This is a genomic window from Streptococcus humanilactis (genome assembly GCF_019448275.1).
GTDB classification, from domain to species: Bacteria; Bacillota; Bacilli; order Lactobacillales; family Streptococcaceae; genus Streptococcus; species Streptococcus humanilactis.
In genome coordinates, this window is the sequence record NZ_JAHXBZ010000001.1 from 457300 (window position 1) to 476482 (window position 19183).

A 19183-nucleotide genomic window follows, 5' to 3' on the forward strand; every position below is an offset into this window, starting at 1 on the left:
CTGATTAGATTAAGCCTTCCAAGAGACCCTTCATAAAGTTTTCTGAGTTAAACTCTCCAATATCATCGATTTTTTCACCAAATCCAATCAATTTTACAGGAATATTGAGTTCTTCACGGATAGCTAGAACCACACCACCTCGAGCAGTTCCATCAATCTTAGTCAAGACAATTCCAGTTAATGGCGTGATTTTTGAAAATTCTTTGGCCTGTACAAGAGCGTTTTGACCTGTTGATGCATCAAGTGCCAAGAAGGTTTCATGCGGTGCTTCTGGTACAACACGTTTGATGATACGACCAATCTTTTCCAACTCAGCCATAAGGTTATCCTTATTTTGCAGACGACCAGCGGTGTCAATCATAAGAATATCGATACCTTCAGCTACAGCACGTTCCATGCCATCAAAGACTACACTGGCTGGGTCAGCTTTTTCAGGTCCAGTCACAACTGGAACGTCCACACGACGACCCCATTCAGCTAGCTGGGCTACTGCCCCTGCGCGGAAGGTATCTGCCGCAACCAACATGACCTTCTTACCTGCTTGTTTGTAGCGGTGGGCTAGTTTCCCAATAGAAGTTGTTTTCCCAACACCATTAACACCAACAAAGAGCATAACTGTCAAACCCTCTTGGAAGTGGATGCTTTCATCATAGTTGCCATCCTTTTCATAAAGCTCAACCAATTTCTCAATAATGACACGGCGTAGTGCATCAGGTTTTTTGGCGTTTTCAAGCTTGGCTTCGTAGCGTAGTTCCTCAGTTAAATTAGAAGCTACCTGGACACCAACGTCACTCATAATCAGCAGTTCTTCCAATTCCTCGAAGAATTCTTCGTCAACAGAGCGGAAGTTAGCAAAGAAGGCATTCAAACGGGCACCAAATCCTGTACGAGTTTTCTTGAGACTGCGGTCATATTTTTCCTGAACAGTTTCTTCTGCCTGAGACCTTTCTGGTTCAAGCACTTCAGAACTATTTTCTTCTACAATCTCTAGGAGCTCAGTATTCTCTTCCTCTGGGACTTCTTCTGAGTTTGGAAATTCATTGACTTCTTCTTGTTGAACTTCTACAACTGGCTCTAAATTGTTATTTTCTTCAACTGTCTCTTGATTTTCGTCTTCTTCAAACACAGCTTCTTCAGAACTTTCAACTTCTGCTTCTTCATGAGGAACTTCCTCAGCTTCTGTTAAGGCAAGCTCAACATCTTCTGATAGATCAAGATTTTCCAGAGCTTCTTTTACAACTTCTTCGATTTTAGGTTCTTCTTTTTTTCCGAATAGACGGTCAAATAATCCCATATCTTAGTTCTCCTTTAACACGTATTCTTCGATAGCCCAGGCGACAGCCTCTTCATCATTGGTCATTGGTGTCACTACATTTGCTACTGCCTTGACTTCAGGAACAGCATTTTGCATGGCAACACCGAGTCCTGCCCACTCAATCATAGACAAATCATTGGCCTCATCTCCACAGGCCATCACTTGGCTTTGATCGATTCCCAGATGGCTGATTAGTTTGGCTAAACCTGTTGCTTTGTGAACATTCTTTGGTGACCACTCTAGCAACATTTCACGTGATTTAAAGATTTCATATTGGTCAAACAATTCTGGAGAAATCTTCTGAATGGCTGCATCCAAGGGTTCTTGAGCAAAGGCAGTCACGCATTTGTTGTAGGTCATTTGACTAGACAAGTCTGCAAAGTCCACTGGAACAAAGGTCAATGCTGGATTAAATTTGGCATAAAGACTTTCTTGGTCAGATTGGATTTGATAAACAGTTCCTTCTGAAATGGCATCAAGAGGCAGTGATAATTTCTCTGTTTCTTCATACAAGCGTGCTACATCATCATATGAAAAGACTGTCTTATCAAGGATTTCACCTGTATTTTTCTGAACCAAACCACCATTAAAAGTAATCGTATACTCATCTTCATGGCCGTCAGTCCCTAGCTCATGGAGAAAGAAATCCATAGCTTTTAAGGGACGACCAGTTGTCAATACGACCTTGATACCACGATCACGCGCAGTTTTCAAGATTGCCTTGGTACGATCCGTCAGCCTTTTATCAGTAGTCAGCAAGGTCCCATCCAAGTCCAATGCAATCAATTTTATATCTGCCATTATAAGCCCTCCATATAAGCTATAACCGACTGGTCCTTATGGTGACCAATTACTGTCTCTGCTAATTCTAAAATTTCAGGTCGTGCATTTTCAGGAGCTACAGGATGTCCCACAACCTGCATCATGTGCAAATCATTTAGATTGTCTCCAAAAGCCATAACCTGACCCATTTTGATGCCAAGTTTTTTAGCTAATTCAACAATAGCCACACCCTTATCGACATAGTCCAGAACAATATCAATGGATTCAAAGCCAGTTGTCATGGCCTTAACACCAGGCACGTTTTCGTTTACCCAAGCCTCCCCAGCTTCCAGCGTTTCTTCTGTGAAGTTGGTTGTAAATTTGAAAATGTCATCTGTGATATCTTCCAAACTCGCTACTTTTTGGATATTTTCATTATAGTGCTGACTCACTTTTAAATAAGTCTCATCAACTGTATCTAGCACATAAGAGCCTTTTTTCCCCGTCAAGAGCAATTTATTGATATCTACATAAGGTGACGTTTTCAGCTTTTCAAAAGTTGCCAGATAAAACTCACGAGACATGGTCGCTTCATACAAGTATTGACCTCGATACTCTACCAAACTGCCATTTTCCGCGATGAAAATAATGTCGTCACGAACATCAGCAAATAATTTTTCTAGAGACAGAAATCCGCGCCCCGAAGCCACCGCAAAGTAAATCCCTTTTTCCTTATAAGAAACCAAGAGAGACTTGAGGCGGTCCATATCAAAGCGTCCATTCTCATCTAGGAAGGTTCCGTCCATATCTGTTGCTACTAGTTTAATTGTCATCCTTCAATACTTTCTAAATCTTTTAACTTCACCGAAACAATTTTTGAGACACCTGATTCTTGCATAGTCACTCCATAGATAGAGTCAGCCGCTGCCATGGTTCCCTTACGGTGGGTTACGACGATGAACTGGCTGTCCTTGTCAAAGCGGTTGAGGTAATCCCCAAAACGCTTAACATTAGCTTCATCCAGTGCAGCCTCTACCTCATCCAAGATAACAAACGGGATAGTCTTAACTCGAATGATAGAGAAGAGCAAAGCAAGAGCTGATAAGGCTTTTTCACCACCACTCATCAGATTAAGCGACTGAATTTTCTTACCTGGTGGTTGGACTGAAATCTCAACCCCAGCTGTCAGCAAGTCTCCCTCAGTCAAAATCAGGTCTGCTTGACCTCCACCAAACATCTGCTTGAAGGTCACTTTAAAGGATTCACGAATAGCCTCAAAGGTTGATTTAAAGCGTTCCTTGACCTCATCATTCATCTCTGTGATAGTTTCTAGAAGCAGGTTTTTCGCTGACAAAATATCATCTCGCTGGCTATTTAGGAAATCTAGACGGTTGTAGACTTCTTCATACTGTTCAATAGCTTCCAAATTGACAGGACCCAGTGAGCGAATAGCCTTCTCTAAATCTTTAACCTCTTGCTCCGCCAGATTGAGATTTTCCAACTCATGAGACTTTTCTAAAGCTTCTGTATAGCTAATCTGATACTGGTCTGTTAATTGACTTTGTAGATGGCGCAAGCGCTCGCTGACCTTTTCTTTCTTGGCTTCAGCACGAGTTTGCTTGCGAATCCACTCTTCATTCTGCTGGCGAGCCTGATCCAAATGACTAGCAATATCATCCAGTTGACCCTCGATATCATCCAACTCAAACTGCTTGCGAATTAAACCTTGTTGAAGATTTGTTTTCTGGTTTTTGGCTTCTTCAGCCTGTTGACTGAGCAATTCTGTATCAACCTTCTCCAGATTATCAACCTTTTCTTGAAGAAGGCGCTGGATTTCCTCTTGTTCGATATCTAAATTGTCCAATTCTTTGCCTAAACGTTCAATATCCGCAACTTCGTAACGTTTTTGTCCTTGCAGTTCTGTCTTAAGCAAGCGAGCTTGAGCTACCTCTTCCTGCAAGTTTTGATAGCGTTCTTGGATGGCATTTTTGTTAGACTTAATCTCTTCAATCTCAGCTTCCAGATTTTGCTTGTCGCTGGCGATAGTAGCAAGGCGCTCTTGGCATTTTTCCTTATCCGCTTGCCAATCTCCATCAGAAAGACGATCTAATTCCTCTTCTTGAAGTTTCCAAAGAGTTTCTAGCTCTTCAACTTGTTGACAAGTCTGCTGATAAGCGAGGGACAAGCCCTGCTCCTTAATACGAGCCTGCTCACCTTGAGATTTGATGGCTTCTAATCTTTCTGTCAATGAAACCATCTCATCTTGCAAGTTCTTCAAACTCCCTTCATCTGTACGCAAGCTTGCTTCTTCTTCAGCAATTTCTTTTTGTAATTGTTCCAGTTCTGGCTTGATAAAAATACTGTTATTCTGGCGATTGGCTCCACCCGCATAGGAACCACCTGTGCGCAACTCTGTCCCGTCCAATGTCACCATGCGAACCTGATAACGAACCTGGCGAGCAGCTTCACGCGCATGTTCTACAGTATCAAAAATAGCCGTCGTAGCTAGCAAGTTCTTGAAAATGGCTTCCAGTCTAGTATCGAAAGTAACTAACTCATCTGCCATGCCCAGAAATCCTGGACTTGCAGCAATAGCATCTTGATTCTGACTAGAAATCGTACGCGTCTTGATAGTCGTTAAAGGAAGGAAGGTTGCACGACCAGCTCTGTTTCGTTTAAGGAAATCAATCGCCTTGGTTGCCGCGTTTTCATCTTCCACGATGATATGCTGACTGCTGGCTCCAAGCGCAATCTCTAGAGCAGTTTGATAATGCACATCAAAGGTCAGATGCTCACTGACTGCCCCAATAATACCACCAAGGCGGTCTTTTTCTTGGAGAACACTCTTAACACCTGCATAAAAGTTACTATGATTTCTCAGGATATTTTCCAAACTTTGGGCTCTAGCCTGCTTGTTTTTGAGACTATCCAGACGGTCAAAAAGTTGATTTTGTTGAGCTTGATAGGAAGTTTTCTGCTCCTCTTGCTCCTTGGCAATAGCTTGGTAGTCAGCCAATAATTTTTGAACCTGCTCCTTAGCAGTTTCAAGCTCGTCTTTTTGCTGACTAGCCTTCTCTTTGGCTGTAGCCAGCTGTTCTTTCAGCTTTTCTAATTGATCTGCTTGTTTTTGAGAAAGCTGACGACTATTTTCCAACTCATTCTCAATACGGGTCAGTTGGTTTGAGACATCCGCTTCTTCCTGTAAAAGCGCCACAAAACGTTCACGTAAGAGTTCAATCATTTGATCAGGATCATCTGAAAAAGCTAGCAATTCAGCTTCTAAACGATTGAGTTTTTGATTATTTTGGACTAGATTTTCTTCTAAAAGGGCTAAAGAGCTTTCTTTTTCAGCCTTTTCCTGACTTAGAGCCTTTCTCTTATCCTCCAAAGCAGCCAAACGGGCTTGTGCTTCCTGTTGATTCAGGGCTACTTGCTCAGATTCTAATTTCGATAGGGCTAATTTTCTCTCTAAATCACTAATCAGACTGGTCAAATCCATCAAACTGCCTTGGTCTTTGGTCATTTCAGCCTGTAAATCTTGGCGTTGCTTTTTAAGAGTTTGGTTTTCTTCTTCTAATTTTTCACGCTTTTGGTAATAACTAGTCAATAGTTCCTGAACCTGTGCCAACTCTTCTTCTGTCAACTCTAGTTCAGCCTTATTTTCCTTGATTTGAGCAACCAGCACGTCTAAATAAATAGCCTTGCGTTGACCTTCCAAGTCTAAAAACTTACGGGCATTCTCAGCTTGCTTCTCAAGAGGCTTGATTTGATTGTCCAACTCGTAGATAATGTCCTCTAAGCGGTCTAGATTATCCTGAGTTTGTTGTAGTTTACTCTCAGTTTCTTTTCTGCGAGTCTTGTATTTCAAAACTCCAGCAGCTTCTTCAAAAATAGCTCTGCGTTCTTCAGGCTTGGAGTTGAAAATCTCCTCAACCTTCCCTTGGGAAATGATAGAGAAGGAATCTCGTCCCAAACCTGTATCCAAGAAAAGGTCATGAATATCACGCAGACGGACTTTCTTGCCGTCAATCTTGTATTCGCTATCTCCACTACGGTAGATATGACGTTCTACCCTGATTTCTTGACCAGCGTCCTTGATAAATCCGTCATGATTATCCAAAGTCACAACTACAGAAGCATAATTGAGCGGTTTGCGACTTTCTGTTCCAGCAAAGATGACATCCGGCATCTTGCCCCCACGGAGACTCTTAACACTTGACTCCCCCAAGGCCCAACGCAGACTTTCTGTAATATTCGACTTTCCAGAGCCATTGGGTCCAACAACTGCCGTCACCCCTTGGTCAAAGACGACCTTAGTCTTATCAGCAAAAGACTTGAATCCCTGAATTTCGATTTCCTTTAAATACATGAATCCAGCCCTTTCTCAACGGCATTTTTGGCAGCTTCCTGCTCTGCTAGTTTCTTAGAACGACCTTGACCTTGACCAATGCTCTTACCTTCGACAAGAACTTCTACATCAAAGACCTTATCGTGGGCAGGACCCGTTTCAGAAATCACCTGATAACGAATAGCCACATCGCCATTGACCTGAAGTAACTCTTGGAGATGGGTTTTGTAGTCTGTAATCATCTCAAACTCGCCTGCTTCGACCTTAGGAATCATGACTTGATAGATGAATTCCTTAACCTTGGCCACATCCTTGTCCAAAAGAAGGGCACCAAGAAAGGCTTCAAAGGCATCACCAAGAATGGTATCACGATTGCGACCACCAGATTTTTCTTCCCCTTTACCCAACTTGATAAATTGATCAAACTGGCAATCACGCGCAAAACCAGCCAAACTCTCCTCACGGACAATCATGGCACGGAGTTTAGACAAGTCACCCTCAGGCTTTTTAGGATATTTTTTATACAGATATTCTGAAATCAATAACTGTAGAACAGCGTCTCCTAAAAATTCCAAGCGTTCATTGTGTGAAATTTTTAAGAGGCGGTGCTCATTGGCATAACTCGTATGAGTAAAGGCAGTTTCCAGTAACTTTTTGTCTGCAAATTCGATTGCAAAATGGTTCTTTAGTACAGTTTGTAATTCTTTCATACCAACCTCTTTCTAACTGATAACAGTCCTTTTTATTATATCAAAAAAAGCTCCCTGAGTCACTTTAAAACGGGACTGGAAGTGATTTGGGCATTCTTTAAAAAGAGATTTTCAGCTTTATACTCAATGAAAATCAAAAAGCAAACTAGGAAACTAGCCGCAGGCTGTACTTGAGTACGACAAGGCGACGTTGACATGGTTTGAATTTGATTTTCGAAGAGTATTAGAGGCAAATTTGAGGCAGGATAAACAAAAAGCCCTATTAAAGGCTTTTTAGGATATTTACATCCACCCTGAGGGAATCGAACCCCCATCTCAAGAACCGGAATCTTACGTGATATCCATTACACTAAGGGTGGAAACTTGTTTTATTATAACAGAAATTTGCTCTAATAACAAGTTTTTTTCTGGCCAAATAGCCCTTCTTAGTGGGAAGCATCCCCATTCCAAATAGAGTTTTTCACGATAACATAATCAACGTGTTTAAGGTCAGCAACCTGACGTCCACCTGCATAGGAAATAGCACTTTGAAGGTCTTGTTCCATCTCAGTTAAAGTGTCTTGCAAATGCCCTTTGGCAGGAAGTAAGATGCGTTTTCCTTCCACGTTCTTATAAGCTCCTTTTTGGTATTGGGAAGCTGAACCGTAATATTCTTTGAACTGTTCGCCGTCGACTTCAATCGTTTTCCCTGGACTTTCGATGTGTCCTGCAAAGAGGGAACCAATCATAACCATGCTAGCACCGAAGCGGATAGACTTAGCAATATCACCGTGAGTACGAATTCCTCCATCAGCGATAATCGGTTTACGCGCAGCCTTAGCACACCAGCGTAGAGCAGCCAACTGCCAACCACCTGTACCAAAACCAGTCTTAACCTTGGTGATACAAACCTTACCAGGACCGATTCCAACCTTAGTAGCATCCGCACCAGCATTTTCCAATTCACGCACCGCTTCTGGTGTTCCTACATTTCCAGCAATAACAAAAGTATCTGGCAATTCTTTCTTGATGTGTTGAATCATAGAAATCACGCTATCTGCATGACCATGAGCGATGTCAATCGTGATGTATTCCGGAGCATCAGCCTTGAGCTGGCTGACAAAATCATACTCATAATCCTTAACACCGACAGAGATAGAAGCAATGAGCCCTTGATCGTGCATGCGTTTAATAAAAGGAATGCGCCCTGCCTCATCAAAACGATGCATAATGTAGAAGTAACCACCTTTAGCCAGTTGCTCTGCTACATTTTCATCCAAAATCGTCTGCATATTAGCTGGCACAACAGGTAGTTTAAAGGTGTGATTTCCTAGAGTAACACTTGTATCAGCTTCTGCACGGCTTTTAATGACACATTTATTTGGAATCAATTGAATATCTTCGTAATCAAAAATTGGAAATTCATTTAACATATCGATGTCTCGTTTCTTTTGTAATGACCTACCTATGCTCTCGCATCACTACGCCTTTTTCCGACGTTTCCTTAATTAATTATAAATCAAAGTAAGGTTTTTGTCAAATAATTTTATAAATTAAAATATATCGTTCGGTTTTTCTTGTAGAAATAACAAAAGAAAGAGGAGAGATTATTTTCTCTCCACTGATTTAGTAATATTCCTTTTAAAAGCTTCTTCAGAGTTTTCTAGCATTTCACAAAATTCACGATAAGATGAAGACTTCTGAGGAATTTGAATAGACAATTTCTTCAACAAAGCTCCATAACCTGCTAGCTTTCCTATCTCATTATCAACAACCTTGTCCTTGCTCGGAAAAACAAGACCAGCCTTCTCAGCTTTTAAAATATAAGAATAGGAAATCAGCTGGAACAAGTCCTCACGGTTGATCCCTTTTTCAGTGAACTCTAGTTTTTTATATTTAGCATCTAGAACAATCTTTCGTTCTCTATCATAAAAATCTGGATATACTTTCCGTTTCCCAACAGAAAATACCGAAATACCACCTAGCTTTTCTTTATTCCGTGGATGGATGAAATCTTTTGGCAACAAGGTATGAACATACTCTTCCCAAAGCCAGGCAACATCAAAAAGAATACCATGAATTTTTTGATCTTGATACCCTAAGCCGTGCTTTTCTTGGTTTAGGATCATCAGACAAAGTTCTTGTAACTTTCTGTACTCGTGAAAGTATGCATGACGTATAGGTTTAGATTGATTTCCCCGAATAATCTTAGCACGATCAGCTAGTTTATAAGAGGGCGTTACACGCACGATTTCAGCTACGTTTTCACGACTAGTTGAGAGATTATCTAGTACCCCTTGACCAATACTTTTCTGGTTCTTAATGTATTCAATAGTATGACGGACCAACTGCATAAGAGGATTATCATAGGTGAACTCTCTCGTTGTGTAGGCAATATTTCCCGTGAAAGGAAGGTTTTTCTTGAGATGGTTTCTTACATCAATCACTCCCTTAACATGACTGTCGTTATGAGAAAATCTCTGGTATTCCTTATAAAGACCTTTTCGGAGAGCAGCTTGAAGATACTTGGGAAAGAGATACATCAAAAGTTGATAGAGTTTATCTTCACGCGACAAAGCTACATCTAAACTAGTGAGATTGATATGAAGAACCTTTTGTAAAAGATAATGTAAAAAATGGTCGTTACTTTCATCAGAAAAACGAGAAGAAATCGTTAATCTCTCCTGACCACACCCCAGAAAACCAATCACATTTCCAGTCTTGATTTTCTGATTAACTGTTTCAAAGATTTTTTGGTCCTTCTCTAAGTCAGGAGAATTCTTCAAATCATTTGGAAAAATGAAAATACGTTCATCTTGGGATAGACTTTCCAAGTTTCTATCTAAAAGAAGATTGCTTAGTTTAGGATATTCTTCAACAAATTCTTCTTTAACAATCTTGTGTTGATTATCAGTGATCCGCATCATCGTTTTCATCGCCTTCATTGTTATCAGCTACCGCCTGATCTTTTTGCTCATTCTTTGTCAGATCGAATGCTTTTTTCAATGTTTCTAGAGTTTCAGCTTCATCATAAGAACCACGTACATAATCTTCCAAAAGCGGTTGGAGATAATCAGACCAGAGTAATTCATAATCAAATTTTACTTCTTTTAACCTCAGGAAATAACTTGGCCCGATATGATAATGACTGTTTAATTCCTGAACATTTTCAATTGCAGCATTCAAGTTTCTTAGTCGAGTCTTAGCTTCTTCAGCACGCTCACCTAGTTCTTTATCTAGAATATAAAGTTGACTTTCAGCCGTAACTTCAACAAATCGGAAACGACGACGCATAGCAAAATCAAAGGTATCTACTGAACGGTCTATGTCGTTCATAGTCCCGATGATATAGACATTTTCAGGAATATAAAACTTATCATCAGTTTCGTGTAGATTAGCATATTGGGTAGAAACACTTCCCTTTTCGCCACGATAGTCAGAATCAATTGAGAAAAAAAGTTCTCCAAAAATCTTAGAAATCTCACCACGGTTGATTTCATCGATGATGAAGACAAAATTATCTTGACCTCCGGTTTTCTTAGCGTCTCTAGCTTTCTGACAAAACTTCTTAAAAATGCCATCTTGGAGCTTAAACTCAATAGCTCTATCCCCATTTGATACCGGTCTCAACCCCTCTACAAAATCCGTATAATCATAGGAAGGGTGAAACTGTACAAAGCCGATTTGATCTTTATTACCATTTGTTAACTCCACAGCAATTTCTTTAGCAAGGTAAGTTTTTCCCGTACCTGGCGCACCGTGTAGGATAAGATTTGGAGACTTTAATAGAGATTGAGTTAATTGATGACGAAAATTGTTTGATGGATCCATTGTACTATTTTCCATAAAAAGCTTAGAATACTCAAAAAGCATAGTTCCTAATTTCGATGGCTCCAACTCAGGATAAGTTTTGGACACCAGTTCAATTATTTTATGATTTTGCAGATAAGGTCCACCTTGATTTGTCTGAGAAACAAAGTGGCTCCAAAATTCTTTCTGACTATTAATATTTACACCAAAGAAAGGATTTCCCTCAGAATATATACAAAGTAATTTTGTCACCATAGCAGAACGACCAATAAATTCATTTGTTGATCTTTTCATATCAAAAATAGGATTTTCAAAGTTAAAACGAATACCTTCTTTGATAATTTCATACAAATCTGATTTTAATTTTGAAAATCGCTGATCCAACTCTGAAAGCGGAATGACTTTATTACCTTGATCTTTATAACTCTTTGTTTTTTCATTCCAATAAATCCCGAATTTTGAAGCTGAGCCACCAGAAATTCCAAGAAATAGATTTTTGTATTTTCCCTTCTCAAGAGCGTAGCATAAAGACTTATTTTGCTGTCCCTTTCCTATTACATATTCATCGATTGACATTGTTAAAATCCTATTCAAAGGCCATTCCTGGAGAAACTCTTCTTTTAATTTATCATTAAACTTTTCACCAGCAGTTGCCTTATTTAATAACTCTTCTTTATTTAGACTATACCATTTATAAAAATCTTCTAAACTAACTTTTCTTTTATTCATCAATCTAACCCCTTTTACTAATGATGTTTAAATATTAGCATTACTTATTAACATATATTTTATAAATAGAATACCATATTCTATAGAAAAAGAAAAGAATTTCTAAAGAAAAAGCCTAGTGTAGAGACTTTATTTCCTCATACTACTAGACTTCTTTTTTATCTTAATAATACTCTCCCTGACGGTAGTCCCATGAGTTAAAGGTGTCTGACAGGTGCATCATAATCTTATCAATGTCAAGCCCTTTGCGGATCACAACTGGAGCTGGTGAAGTTGAACGTGCTCCTCCTTGTTCTGGGATGAGTTTTCCGTCCTTATCGACCATAGAGACCATCACGCCTTGCTCGTAGCGAGTTTCAATCGTTTTGTCAGGTTGGATGGATGCCACGTAGTCATCTGCCTCGATAACAAGGTCCACTGCGCCTTCGATGCGTTCTCCGATACCTTCTACCTTACCTCGGTTTCCTTTTCCAGATGGGTTTGCTGATGAGGCGTAGACCATCTTGCCCTCTTCCCAAAGTTTGGCAGCCAATTGTTCACCTGCTTTCCCGAACTTGATAACAAAACAACTAGTACCACGCACGTCAGTCATAAGTTCTTCACGCCCATCCCCATAAGCTTTGAGTTTTTCAAAAGCTTCTGGTTTCCAAGGAAGGATACAACCAAGAAGAATGTCTTCGTCCCAATGTTTTTGGTAAAAGGCTTCAATTTCTGGGTTGAGTTGTGCTAAAGCGCGAAGCTCATCCATGCTACCGCAGAGAACAACACCTGGTTTGTTACGGTTACGCTCTTTAGCTGCGAACTTGCGCTCAAGTCCTGCCTTGTCGCTAGTCATAATAATGTAACCAACTTTTGTAGGGCAAACGATACATCCGCCTTCACCTTTTAAAATGTCATAGCCTTCTTGTGAAAGTGTTCCGTTCCATTGAATGTGTTTTGTCATAGTTCTATTTCCTTTTCTATTTTTCTTCTAATCCTGCCAGTAGGCTGGCCGTTGTTTTTCATAAGCAGCAATCAAATCTTCATACTGCAAGGTAATACCGATATCATCCAAACCATTTAAGAGCTTGTGTTTCCACTCGCTATCAATTTCAAAAGTGAATTCTCCAACTGGTGAGATGATTTTTTGTTGTTCCAAGTCCACAGTTACCTGATCACTTGGTTTTAGCTGGGCTAGTTTCTCTCTAACCTCTCTGGGCTGAACAATAGGTAACATGCCATTATTGAGTTCATTATTGTAATGAATATCACCGAAAGATCCTGCAATCACAACCTTAAAACCATAGTCAGCTAGAGCCCAAGCTGCGTGTTCTCTGGACGATCCTGCCCCAAAGTTATCCCCTGAGATGAGAATACTAGCTTTCCGATATTCAGGTCGGTTAAAAACAAAGTCTGGGTCCTCAGTATACTTGTCATCCAAATAACGCCAAGCATACATGAGGTACTTACCAAAGCCTTTTTTATCAATTAACTTGAGAAACTGCTTAGGTAGGATTTGATCGGTATCAATGTTATCATTCATGAGAGGAACGGTCGTTCCCGTATAAACTGTAAATTTCTCCATATCCTCTCCTTACTGAGCTTCTGGCATTTGTCGAACATCTACAAAGCGCCCTGCAATAGCTGCTGCTGCTGCCATGGCTGGACTGCAGAGGTGGGTCTTAGCACCAAAGCCCTGTCTGTCTTCAAAGTTGCGGTTGCTGGTTGAAGCGCAGTGGACACCATCAGGAACCTTGTCCGGATTCATCCCTAGGCACATAGAACAACCTGGGTCTCTCCACTCAAAACCAGCGTCTAGGAAAACCTTGTCCAAGCCCAACTTCTCAGCAGCTCGTTTGACAGGACGAGAGCCCGGAACCACGATAGCCGTTAGATTGGGGGCTATTTTCTTTCCTTTGACAAATCGCGCAGCCAGTTGCAAGTCGCTGAGACGAGCATTTGTACAAGAGCCGATAAAGATATAACCTAGTTCAATATCTGCTGGCTTTTGACCAGGCTCCAAGTCCATGTAATTGTAGGCTCGCTCATCATTCATATCTTTGATTTCTGGGAAGCTACTGTCAAAGTCAACCCCCATAGCAGGGTTGGTTCCCCAAGTCACCATGGGAGCCAAGTCTGAAACATCCATCTGGATAACCTTATCATAAACAGCATCCTCATCACTGACAAGGGTCTTCCAATCCGCCACAGCCTCTTCGAAGTCCTCAGGAATACATTCCCGTCCCTTGAGATAATCATAGGTGGTTTGATCCGGATTCATGATTCCCATCTTAGATCCAAACTCGATGGACATATTGCAGATGGTCATGCGCTCTTCCATGCTCAGTGCATCAATAGCTTGTCCACGATATTCCACCACGTAGCCAACGCCGCAAGCAACGCCGTACTTGGCAATCAAAGCTAAAATGAAATCCTTGGAATAAACTCCTTTTTGAGGAACACCAGTGAATTCCACCAGCATTTTCTTGGGTTTGACCTGCCAGAGGGTCTGTGTCGCAAAGACATGTTCGACCTCACTGGTCCCAATTCCAAAAGCGATCGCTCCGAAAGCTCCGTGGGTTGCTGTGTGACTATCTCCACAGACGATGAATTTTCCTGGTTGAGTCCGTCCAGTTTCTGGTCCAACCATGTGAACAATTCCTTGTTTTTCAGAACCATGGGCCGCATGTTCAATCCCAAACTCCTCAACATTTTCAGCCAGCTTATCAATTTGAGCCTTGGAAATGACATCTCGAATATCGTAGATATTGACCGTCGGGACATTGTGGTCAAAGGTTCCAAATGTCAAGTCTGGTCGTCTTAATCTGCGACCTGCGTCTCGCAATCCTTGAAAAGCCTGTGGACTGGTCACTTCGTGAATATAGTGCTGGTCCACATACATGAGTTGGGGCTGCCCCTCTTCACCTGTGATGACATGGCGGTCCCATAATTTATCAAAAATCGATTTTCCTGCCATCCATTACCTCCAAATAACATATAAGGCTACTAGTGTGGACACCATCCCGAGAAACCAAACTGTTTTAAAATACCATTTTCGAGTCTTGTGGTGAAAGATGATTCCTGCTAGCCAGGCACCAAAACCACCACAAGTAAAGGCTAAAATAAGTAAGATTTTCTCAGGAATGCGCCAAGCTCTTCTCCTCGCCTTGGATTTGTCAATGCCATAAATGATGAAAATCATGACATTCCAAATCAAGAGGGCAAGAGTAATTTTTTCATCTAACTTCATAACCTTGCAATAATAGCTTCCGTCATTTCCTTAGTCGAAGCCTGTCCACCTATATCTCTTGTTAAAACACCAGCTGCCAAACTTGCCTCAACAGCATGCTCGATACACTCCGCATCCTTATAACGTCCAAAACTATCTCTCAACATCATGGCCACTGATAAAATCATGGAGATAGGATTGGCAATTCCTTGACCAGCAATATCAGGTGCTGAACCGTGAATAGGTTCATAGAGACTTGGTCCATTTTCAGAATGACTGGCTGATGGCATAACTCCAAGTGTGCCAGATAGAACGCTTGATTCATCAGAGAGAATATCTCCGAAAAGATTTTCTGTCACGATGACATCAAACTTAGCAGGATTGGTAATCATGAGCATGGCAGCTGAGTCCACCAACTGGTGCTCCAAGGTTACATCTGGAAAATCCTGTGATACCTTCTCAGCTACTTTCCGCCAGAGTTTTGATGTCGCTAGAACATTTTGCTTATCGATACTAGTAACAATTTTTCTGCGATTTCTTGCAATTTCAAAGGCCTTGCGAATAATCCGCTCTACTTCCTCATAGCTATAGTCGTTAATATCACGCGCTTTGCGCTCTTCAAGGATATGATCCCCAAAATAAATCCCGCCTGTCAACTCCCGCACAACGACAAAGTCAACCCCAGCAATTCGTTCTGGTTTGAGAGGTGACAAATGCTTGAGACTGTCAAAGATTTTTACAGGGCGAATATTAGCGTAAAGATTGAGTTCCTTACGGAGAGCAAGCAAGCCTTGTTCAGGCCGAACCGCTGCTCCATCATACTGAGGACTACCGATAGCCGCTAGAAGAAGGGCATCTGCTTCTCTACATGCTTTGAGGGTTTCACTAGGTAAAGGATGGCCTGCTGCATCAATTCCAGCACCTCCAAAAGGTCGTTTGTCTATTTCATAGTCAAAGCCTGTTTTTTCAGCTAGAGCTTCCAGAACCTCTAACCCAGCCACCATGATTTCTGGACCGATTCCGTCCCCTGCTAGAGCTACTATTTTCTTTGTCATAGCCTTCTCCTTTACACACTAGGCATATCGCGGTAAGAAACACTGCGTCCCATCTCACCAGCATTCTCTTTTTGAACAAAGGTATTGGCATTGATGTAGGCAATAGCCGAAGCTTTCAACACATCGAAATCAAGACCTGCTGCATTAAAGATAGTTTCTGTATCTCTGTTTTCAACAGTGACCAAGACCCGAGCCTGGGCATCGATTCCATCGGTTACCGCATCAATGGTATAGGACACCAAGCGGACAGATTGGTTAAAGAACTTGTCTATAGCGTTAAAGATCGCTTCAACGGAACCTTGCCCTGTCGCATTAAATTCGACTTTTTCACCATCCATATTGGCTAGGCTTACGAGCGCTTCGATATCATTATCAGCATGAGTTTGCAGTTGTAAATCATCAAAGTGGAATCCTTCAGGGTTTTCAACCATGGTTCCAGCTACCAGAGCACGAATATCTGCATCTGTGATTTCTTGTTTCTTGTCGGCCAGTGCCTTGAACTTAGCGAAGAGTGGTTTAATGTCCTCTTCTGTAAAGTCTAGGGCCAATTCTCTTAGTTTCTCAACAAAGGCATGGCGACCAGACAATTTTCCAAGTGGGAGGCTATTACTCTTAACACCGACTAATTCAGGGGTTATGATTTCATAGGTAAGAGGATTTTTAAGGACTCCGTCTTGGTGAATACCAGATTCGTGAGAGAAGGCATTGCCACCGACCACAGCCTTGTTTTTAGGAACTGGAATTCCTGAGAAGCGAGAAATCATTTCTGACGTATTGATGGTTTCATTTAAAACAATACTAGTTTCTGCTTGATAGTAATCTTGGCGAATATTGAGCGCCACTGCTATTTCTTCCAAAGCTGCATTACCAGCTCGCTCCCCGATACCATTGATGGTTCCTTCGACACGTCCTGCCCCATTCTTGACGGCAGCAAGGCTATTAGCGACTGCCATTCCAAGATCATCATGACAGTGAGGCGAATAGATAATCTGGCGATCCGTCTTAACATTCTCAATCAAGTATTTGAAGATAGCTCCGTACTCCTCTGGCGTGGTAAATCCTACCGTGTCAGGGATATTGATATAAGTCGCACCTGCATCAACCGCTGTTTGAACAACTTGCAAGAGGAAATCCAACTCTGTTCTAGTCGCATCCTCAGGAGAGAATTCGACCACTTCAAACTTAGAACGGGCATAGGAAACATGCTCACTGATTGCTTCCAAAATCTCTTCCTTGCTCTTATTGAGTTTATACTTTCGGTGAATCGGACTGGTAGCGATAAAGACGTGAACTTGTGGATACTTGGCATCCTTGAGGGCCTCATAACAAGCATCGATATCAGACTTGACCGAACGTGCCAAACCAGTCACCGCTGTTTTCTTCAAGACCTTAGCAATCTCCTGCACTGCTGTGAATGAATCAGGACTCGCCGCCGGAAAACCGGCTTCAATGGCTGAAATGCCCCATTTCTCCAGTTGCCTTGCAATGGCAATTTTTTCCTTGATTGAAAAATTAACACCTGGTGTCTGTTCTCCATCCCGAAGGCTGGTATCTAGAAATTCAACTGTTCTCATAAGATTTCCCCTTTTCCAAATGTGGTTTTAAAAAAACATCTCGCTCAGAAGCCCAAGCGAGATGTTGATTCACTCCCGCTTGGTAAGCCAAACAGGACTAATGCTTTTTGCACTAGCCCGAGTATCTCAACAACAAAGCAAATTGATTAAACTTAGCTGTTTTCATGTTTGACTTTCTCCTTCGTTTGATATCTTGTTTAGTATTTTAGCATAGGCAAAAGCACTTGTCAAGAAAAAATCAAATATTTTCTGAAAATTTCTTCAGTATAGAATATTTAGCTAATTGAAAATTATTGAAATGTTTCATTTTTTAGAAGTTAAGTTCCAACTTTTTTCTATCAATTCTAGTACTTCTTCATCTGATAAAGTATCATCAAGCGCCACACTAATCCAGTAACGTTTATTCATATGAAAAGCTGGATAAATGCCCTTTTGTGAAAGCAGATCCACTACTTGATCATGTTTGAGGTTGACTGCTTCGACTAAACCTTCTCTACCCTTTTCCAGCTTATCCCAAGAGATTTTCATCAAAACAGCATACCATTTTTTATTGCCTTCATGTCTTAACACTGCCGTATCAGGTGATTTTTCCCACAGATACTCCAACTGATTACCATACTTTTCCTGAATCTGAGCCATGATACGCTTAGTCTGAGGACAGATAAAATCCTGTACCTCAAAACAAGCCTTCCGAATCTGGTAGAGAATCTCCAGACAAGCCTCACGGACACTTGCAACAAAACTTCCTGTCATACTTTCCATATGAACTTGAGGATAGAGGTCGCCCATTTCCTGATCAAAGACCTGAAAATACACATTATCAGCAGTGATGGACACAGTCATGACAAAATCACCCTGCAAAATCATGCAGCTATAAGTCCAAACTCCACTACTTTCTACAAAACCATAGGCACGAGCCTTTTCTTGATTAAACTGATAGGATTTAAAAATTTCAAACATAAGTTAAAACTGCTACCAAAAGCTAGCAGTTCCTTTCTATTTTTTAAAAGACAACCTTAGTACCATGCAATTGTGCTACACCCAGCTGGTCGATAAAGGTTTGACGGTTGTCAAGGTCAATCCCCCCACCTGGTAGAATTTCAATTTTACCTTTAGCATGCTCCAAAATTCTGTGATAGTGAGCAAAACGTTTGTCTAGTGAATCGCCAGACACACCAGCGCGAGTTAGGATACGAGTGACACCGGCTTGGCTGAGCCAGTCAATAGCTTCTAGTTGATCTTCATCGCTCAATTCATCAAAGGCCATGTGGAAGACAATTTCCATTCCTTTTGATGCAGCAATTAACTTTTCAAGATTAGGTTTATCCAACTTCTTCTCAGCAGTTAAGGCTCCAAATACAACTCCTTGACTTCCAGCCTGAGCAGTCAATCGAATGTCTTCTAGCATGATTGCAATTTCCATATCATTATAGACAAAGTCGCCACCACGTGGACGAATCATGGTCATAATGGTTGTATCGTAGTTAGCTGCCAATTCAACCGCTGCCTTGGTTACTCCATAGCTTGGTGTTGTTCCTCCCACTGCTAGATTATCACAGAGTTCGATTCGACGAGCTCCAGCCTCCATCGCTTTTTCAAGCAAGGTCACATTTTCAGCACAAAATTCGTAAATCATTTGATTCTCCTTGAAGATTACTTTGAATTTATTATATCATATTGTGGTGAATATGCT

Annotated in this window: 16 protein-coding genes and 1 tRNA gene; all 17 read right to left on the minus strand. The window is 41.2% G+C overall.

The window, feature by feature from the left end; translation table 11 throughout:
* Positions 1–4: 4 nt before the first annotated feature.
* Positions 5–1294 (minus strand): signal recognition particle-docking protein FtsY, encoded by a 1290-nt coding sequence (ftsY, locus tag KV696_RS02110; protein WP_219966723.1) that lies wholly within the window; start codon positions 1292–1294, stop codon positions 5–7.
* Positions 1295–1297: 3 nt separating this feature from the next.
* Entirely contained in the window at positions 1298–2116 is an 819-nt protein-coding gene (locus KV696_RS02115) for a Cof-type HAD-IIB family hydrolase (RefSeq protein ID WP_219966724.1), read from the minus strand.
* Entirely contained in the window at positions 2116–2910 is a 795-nt protein-coding gene (locus tag KV696_RS02120) for a Cof-type HAD-IIB family hydrolase (protein ID WP_219966725.1), read from the minus strand. The genes KV696_RS02115 and KV696_RS02120 overlap by 1 nt, the downstream gene beginning before the upstream one ends.
* Positions 2907–6446, minus strand: coding sequence for a chromosome segregation protein SMC (gene smc / locus KV696_RS02125; RefSeq protein WP_219966726.1), 3540 nt, complete (start codon positions 6444–6446; stop codon positions 2907–2909). The genes KV696_RS02120 and smc overlap by 4 nt, the downstream gene beginning before the upstream one ends.
* Positions 6437–7135 carry a ribonuclease III gene (rnc, locus tag KV696_RS02130; protein WP_000661480.1) on the minus strand — a complete coding sequence of 233 codons (699 nt, stop codon included), beginning with the start codon at positions 7133–7135 and terminating at the stop codon, positions 6437–6439. The genes smc and rnc overlap by 10 nt, the downstream gene beginning before the upstream one ends.
* 287 nt (positions 7136–7422) lie before the next feature.
* Positions 7423–7494: transfer RNA gene (locus KV696_RS02135), tRNA-Arg, on the minus strand.
* Between the two features lie 66 nt (positions 7495–7560).
* Positions 7561–8547, minus strand: a complete 987-nt coding sequence (locus KV696_RS02140) for a GMP reductase (protein ID WP_000931164.1) — start codon at positions 8545–8547, stop codon at positions 7561–7563.
* A gap of 174 nt (positions 8548–8721) precedes the next feature.
* The gene (locus tag KV696_RS02145) at positions 8722–10038 is read right to left on the minus strand and encodes an McrC family protein (RefSeq protein WP_219966949.1); all 1317 of its coding nucleotides are present in this window, start codon (positions 10036–10038) and stop codon (positions 8722–8724) included.
* Positions 10025–11653 (minus strand): McrB family protein, encoded by a 1629-nt coding sequence (locus KV696_RS02150; protein WP_219966727.1) that lies wholly within the window; start codon positions 11651–11653, stop codon positions 10025–10027. The genes KV696_RS02145 and KV696_RS02150 overlap by 14 nt, the downstream gene beginning before the upstream one ends.
* Positions 11654–11816: 163 nt before the next feature.
* Positions 11817–12596, minus strand: a complete 780-nt coding sequence (locus KV696_RS02155; protein WP_000160498.1) for an L-threonylcarbamoyladenylate synthase — start codon at positions 12594–12596, stop codon at positions 11817–11819.
* Positions 12597–12623: 27 nt separating this feature from the next.
* Positions 12624–13217: a 3-isopropylmalate dehydratase small subunit gene (gene leuD / locus KV696_RS02160; RefSeq protein WP_173307285.1), complete on the minus strand. Its 594-nt coding sequence runs from the start codon at positions 13215–13217 to the stop codon at positions 12624–12626.
* Positions 13218–13226: 9 nt separating this feature from the next.
* On the minus strand, positions 13227–14609 hold the full coding sequence (leuC, locus tag KV696_RS02165; protein WP_219966728.1) for a 3-isopropylmalate dehydratase large subunit: 1383 nt from the start codon (positions 14607–14609) through the stop codon (positions 13227–13229).
* A gap of 3 nt (positions 14610–14612) precedes the next feature.
* Positions 14613–14882: a DUF1294 domain-containing protein gene (locus tag KV696_RS02170; protein ID WP_219966729.1), complete on the minus strand. Its 270-nt coding sequence runs from the start codon at positions 14880–14882 to the stop codon at positions 14613–14615.
* Positions 14879–15916 carry a 3-isopropylmalate dehydrogenase gene (gene leuB, locus KV696_RS02175; protein WP_219966730.1) on the minus strand — a complete coding sequence of 346 codons (1038 nt, stop codon included), beginning with the start codon at positions 15914–15916 and terminating at the stop codon, positions 14879–14881. Before leuB ends, KV696_RS02170 begins: the two co-directional genes overlap by 4 nt.
* A gap of 11 nt (positions 15917–15927) precedes the next feature.
* Entirely contained in the window at positions 15928–17490 is a 1563-nt protein-coding gene (locus KV696_RS02180) for a 2-isopropylmalate synthase (RefSeq protein WP_219966731.1), read from the minus strand.
* Between the two features lie 303 nt (positions 17491–17793).
* Positions 17794–18450 carry an MmcQ/YjbR family DNA-binding protein gene (locus KV696_RS02185; RefSeq protein ID WP_219966732.1) on the minus strand — a complete coding sequence of 219 codons (657 nt, stop codon included), beginning with the start codon at positions 18448–18450 and terminating at the stop codon, positions 17794–17796.
* A 43-nt stretch (positions 18451–18493) separates the two neighbouring features.
* Positions 18494–19126, minus strand: coding sequence for a copper homeostasis protein CutC (locus KV696_RS02190; RefSeq protein WP_219966733.1), 633 nt, complete (start codon positions 19124–19126; stop codon positions 18494–18496).
* Positions 19127–19183: the final 57 nt, after the last annotated feature.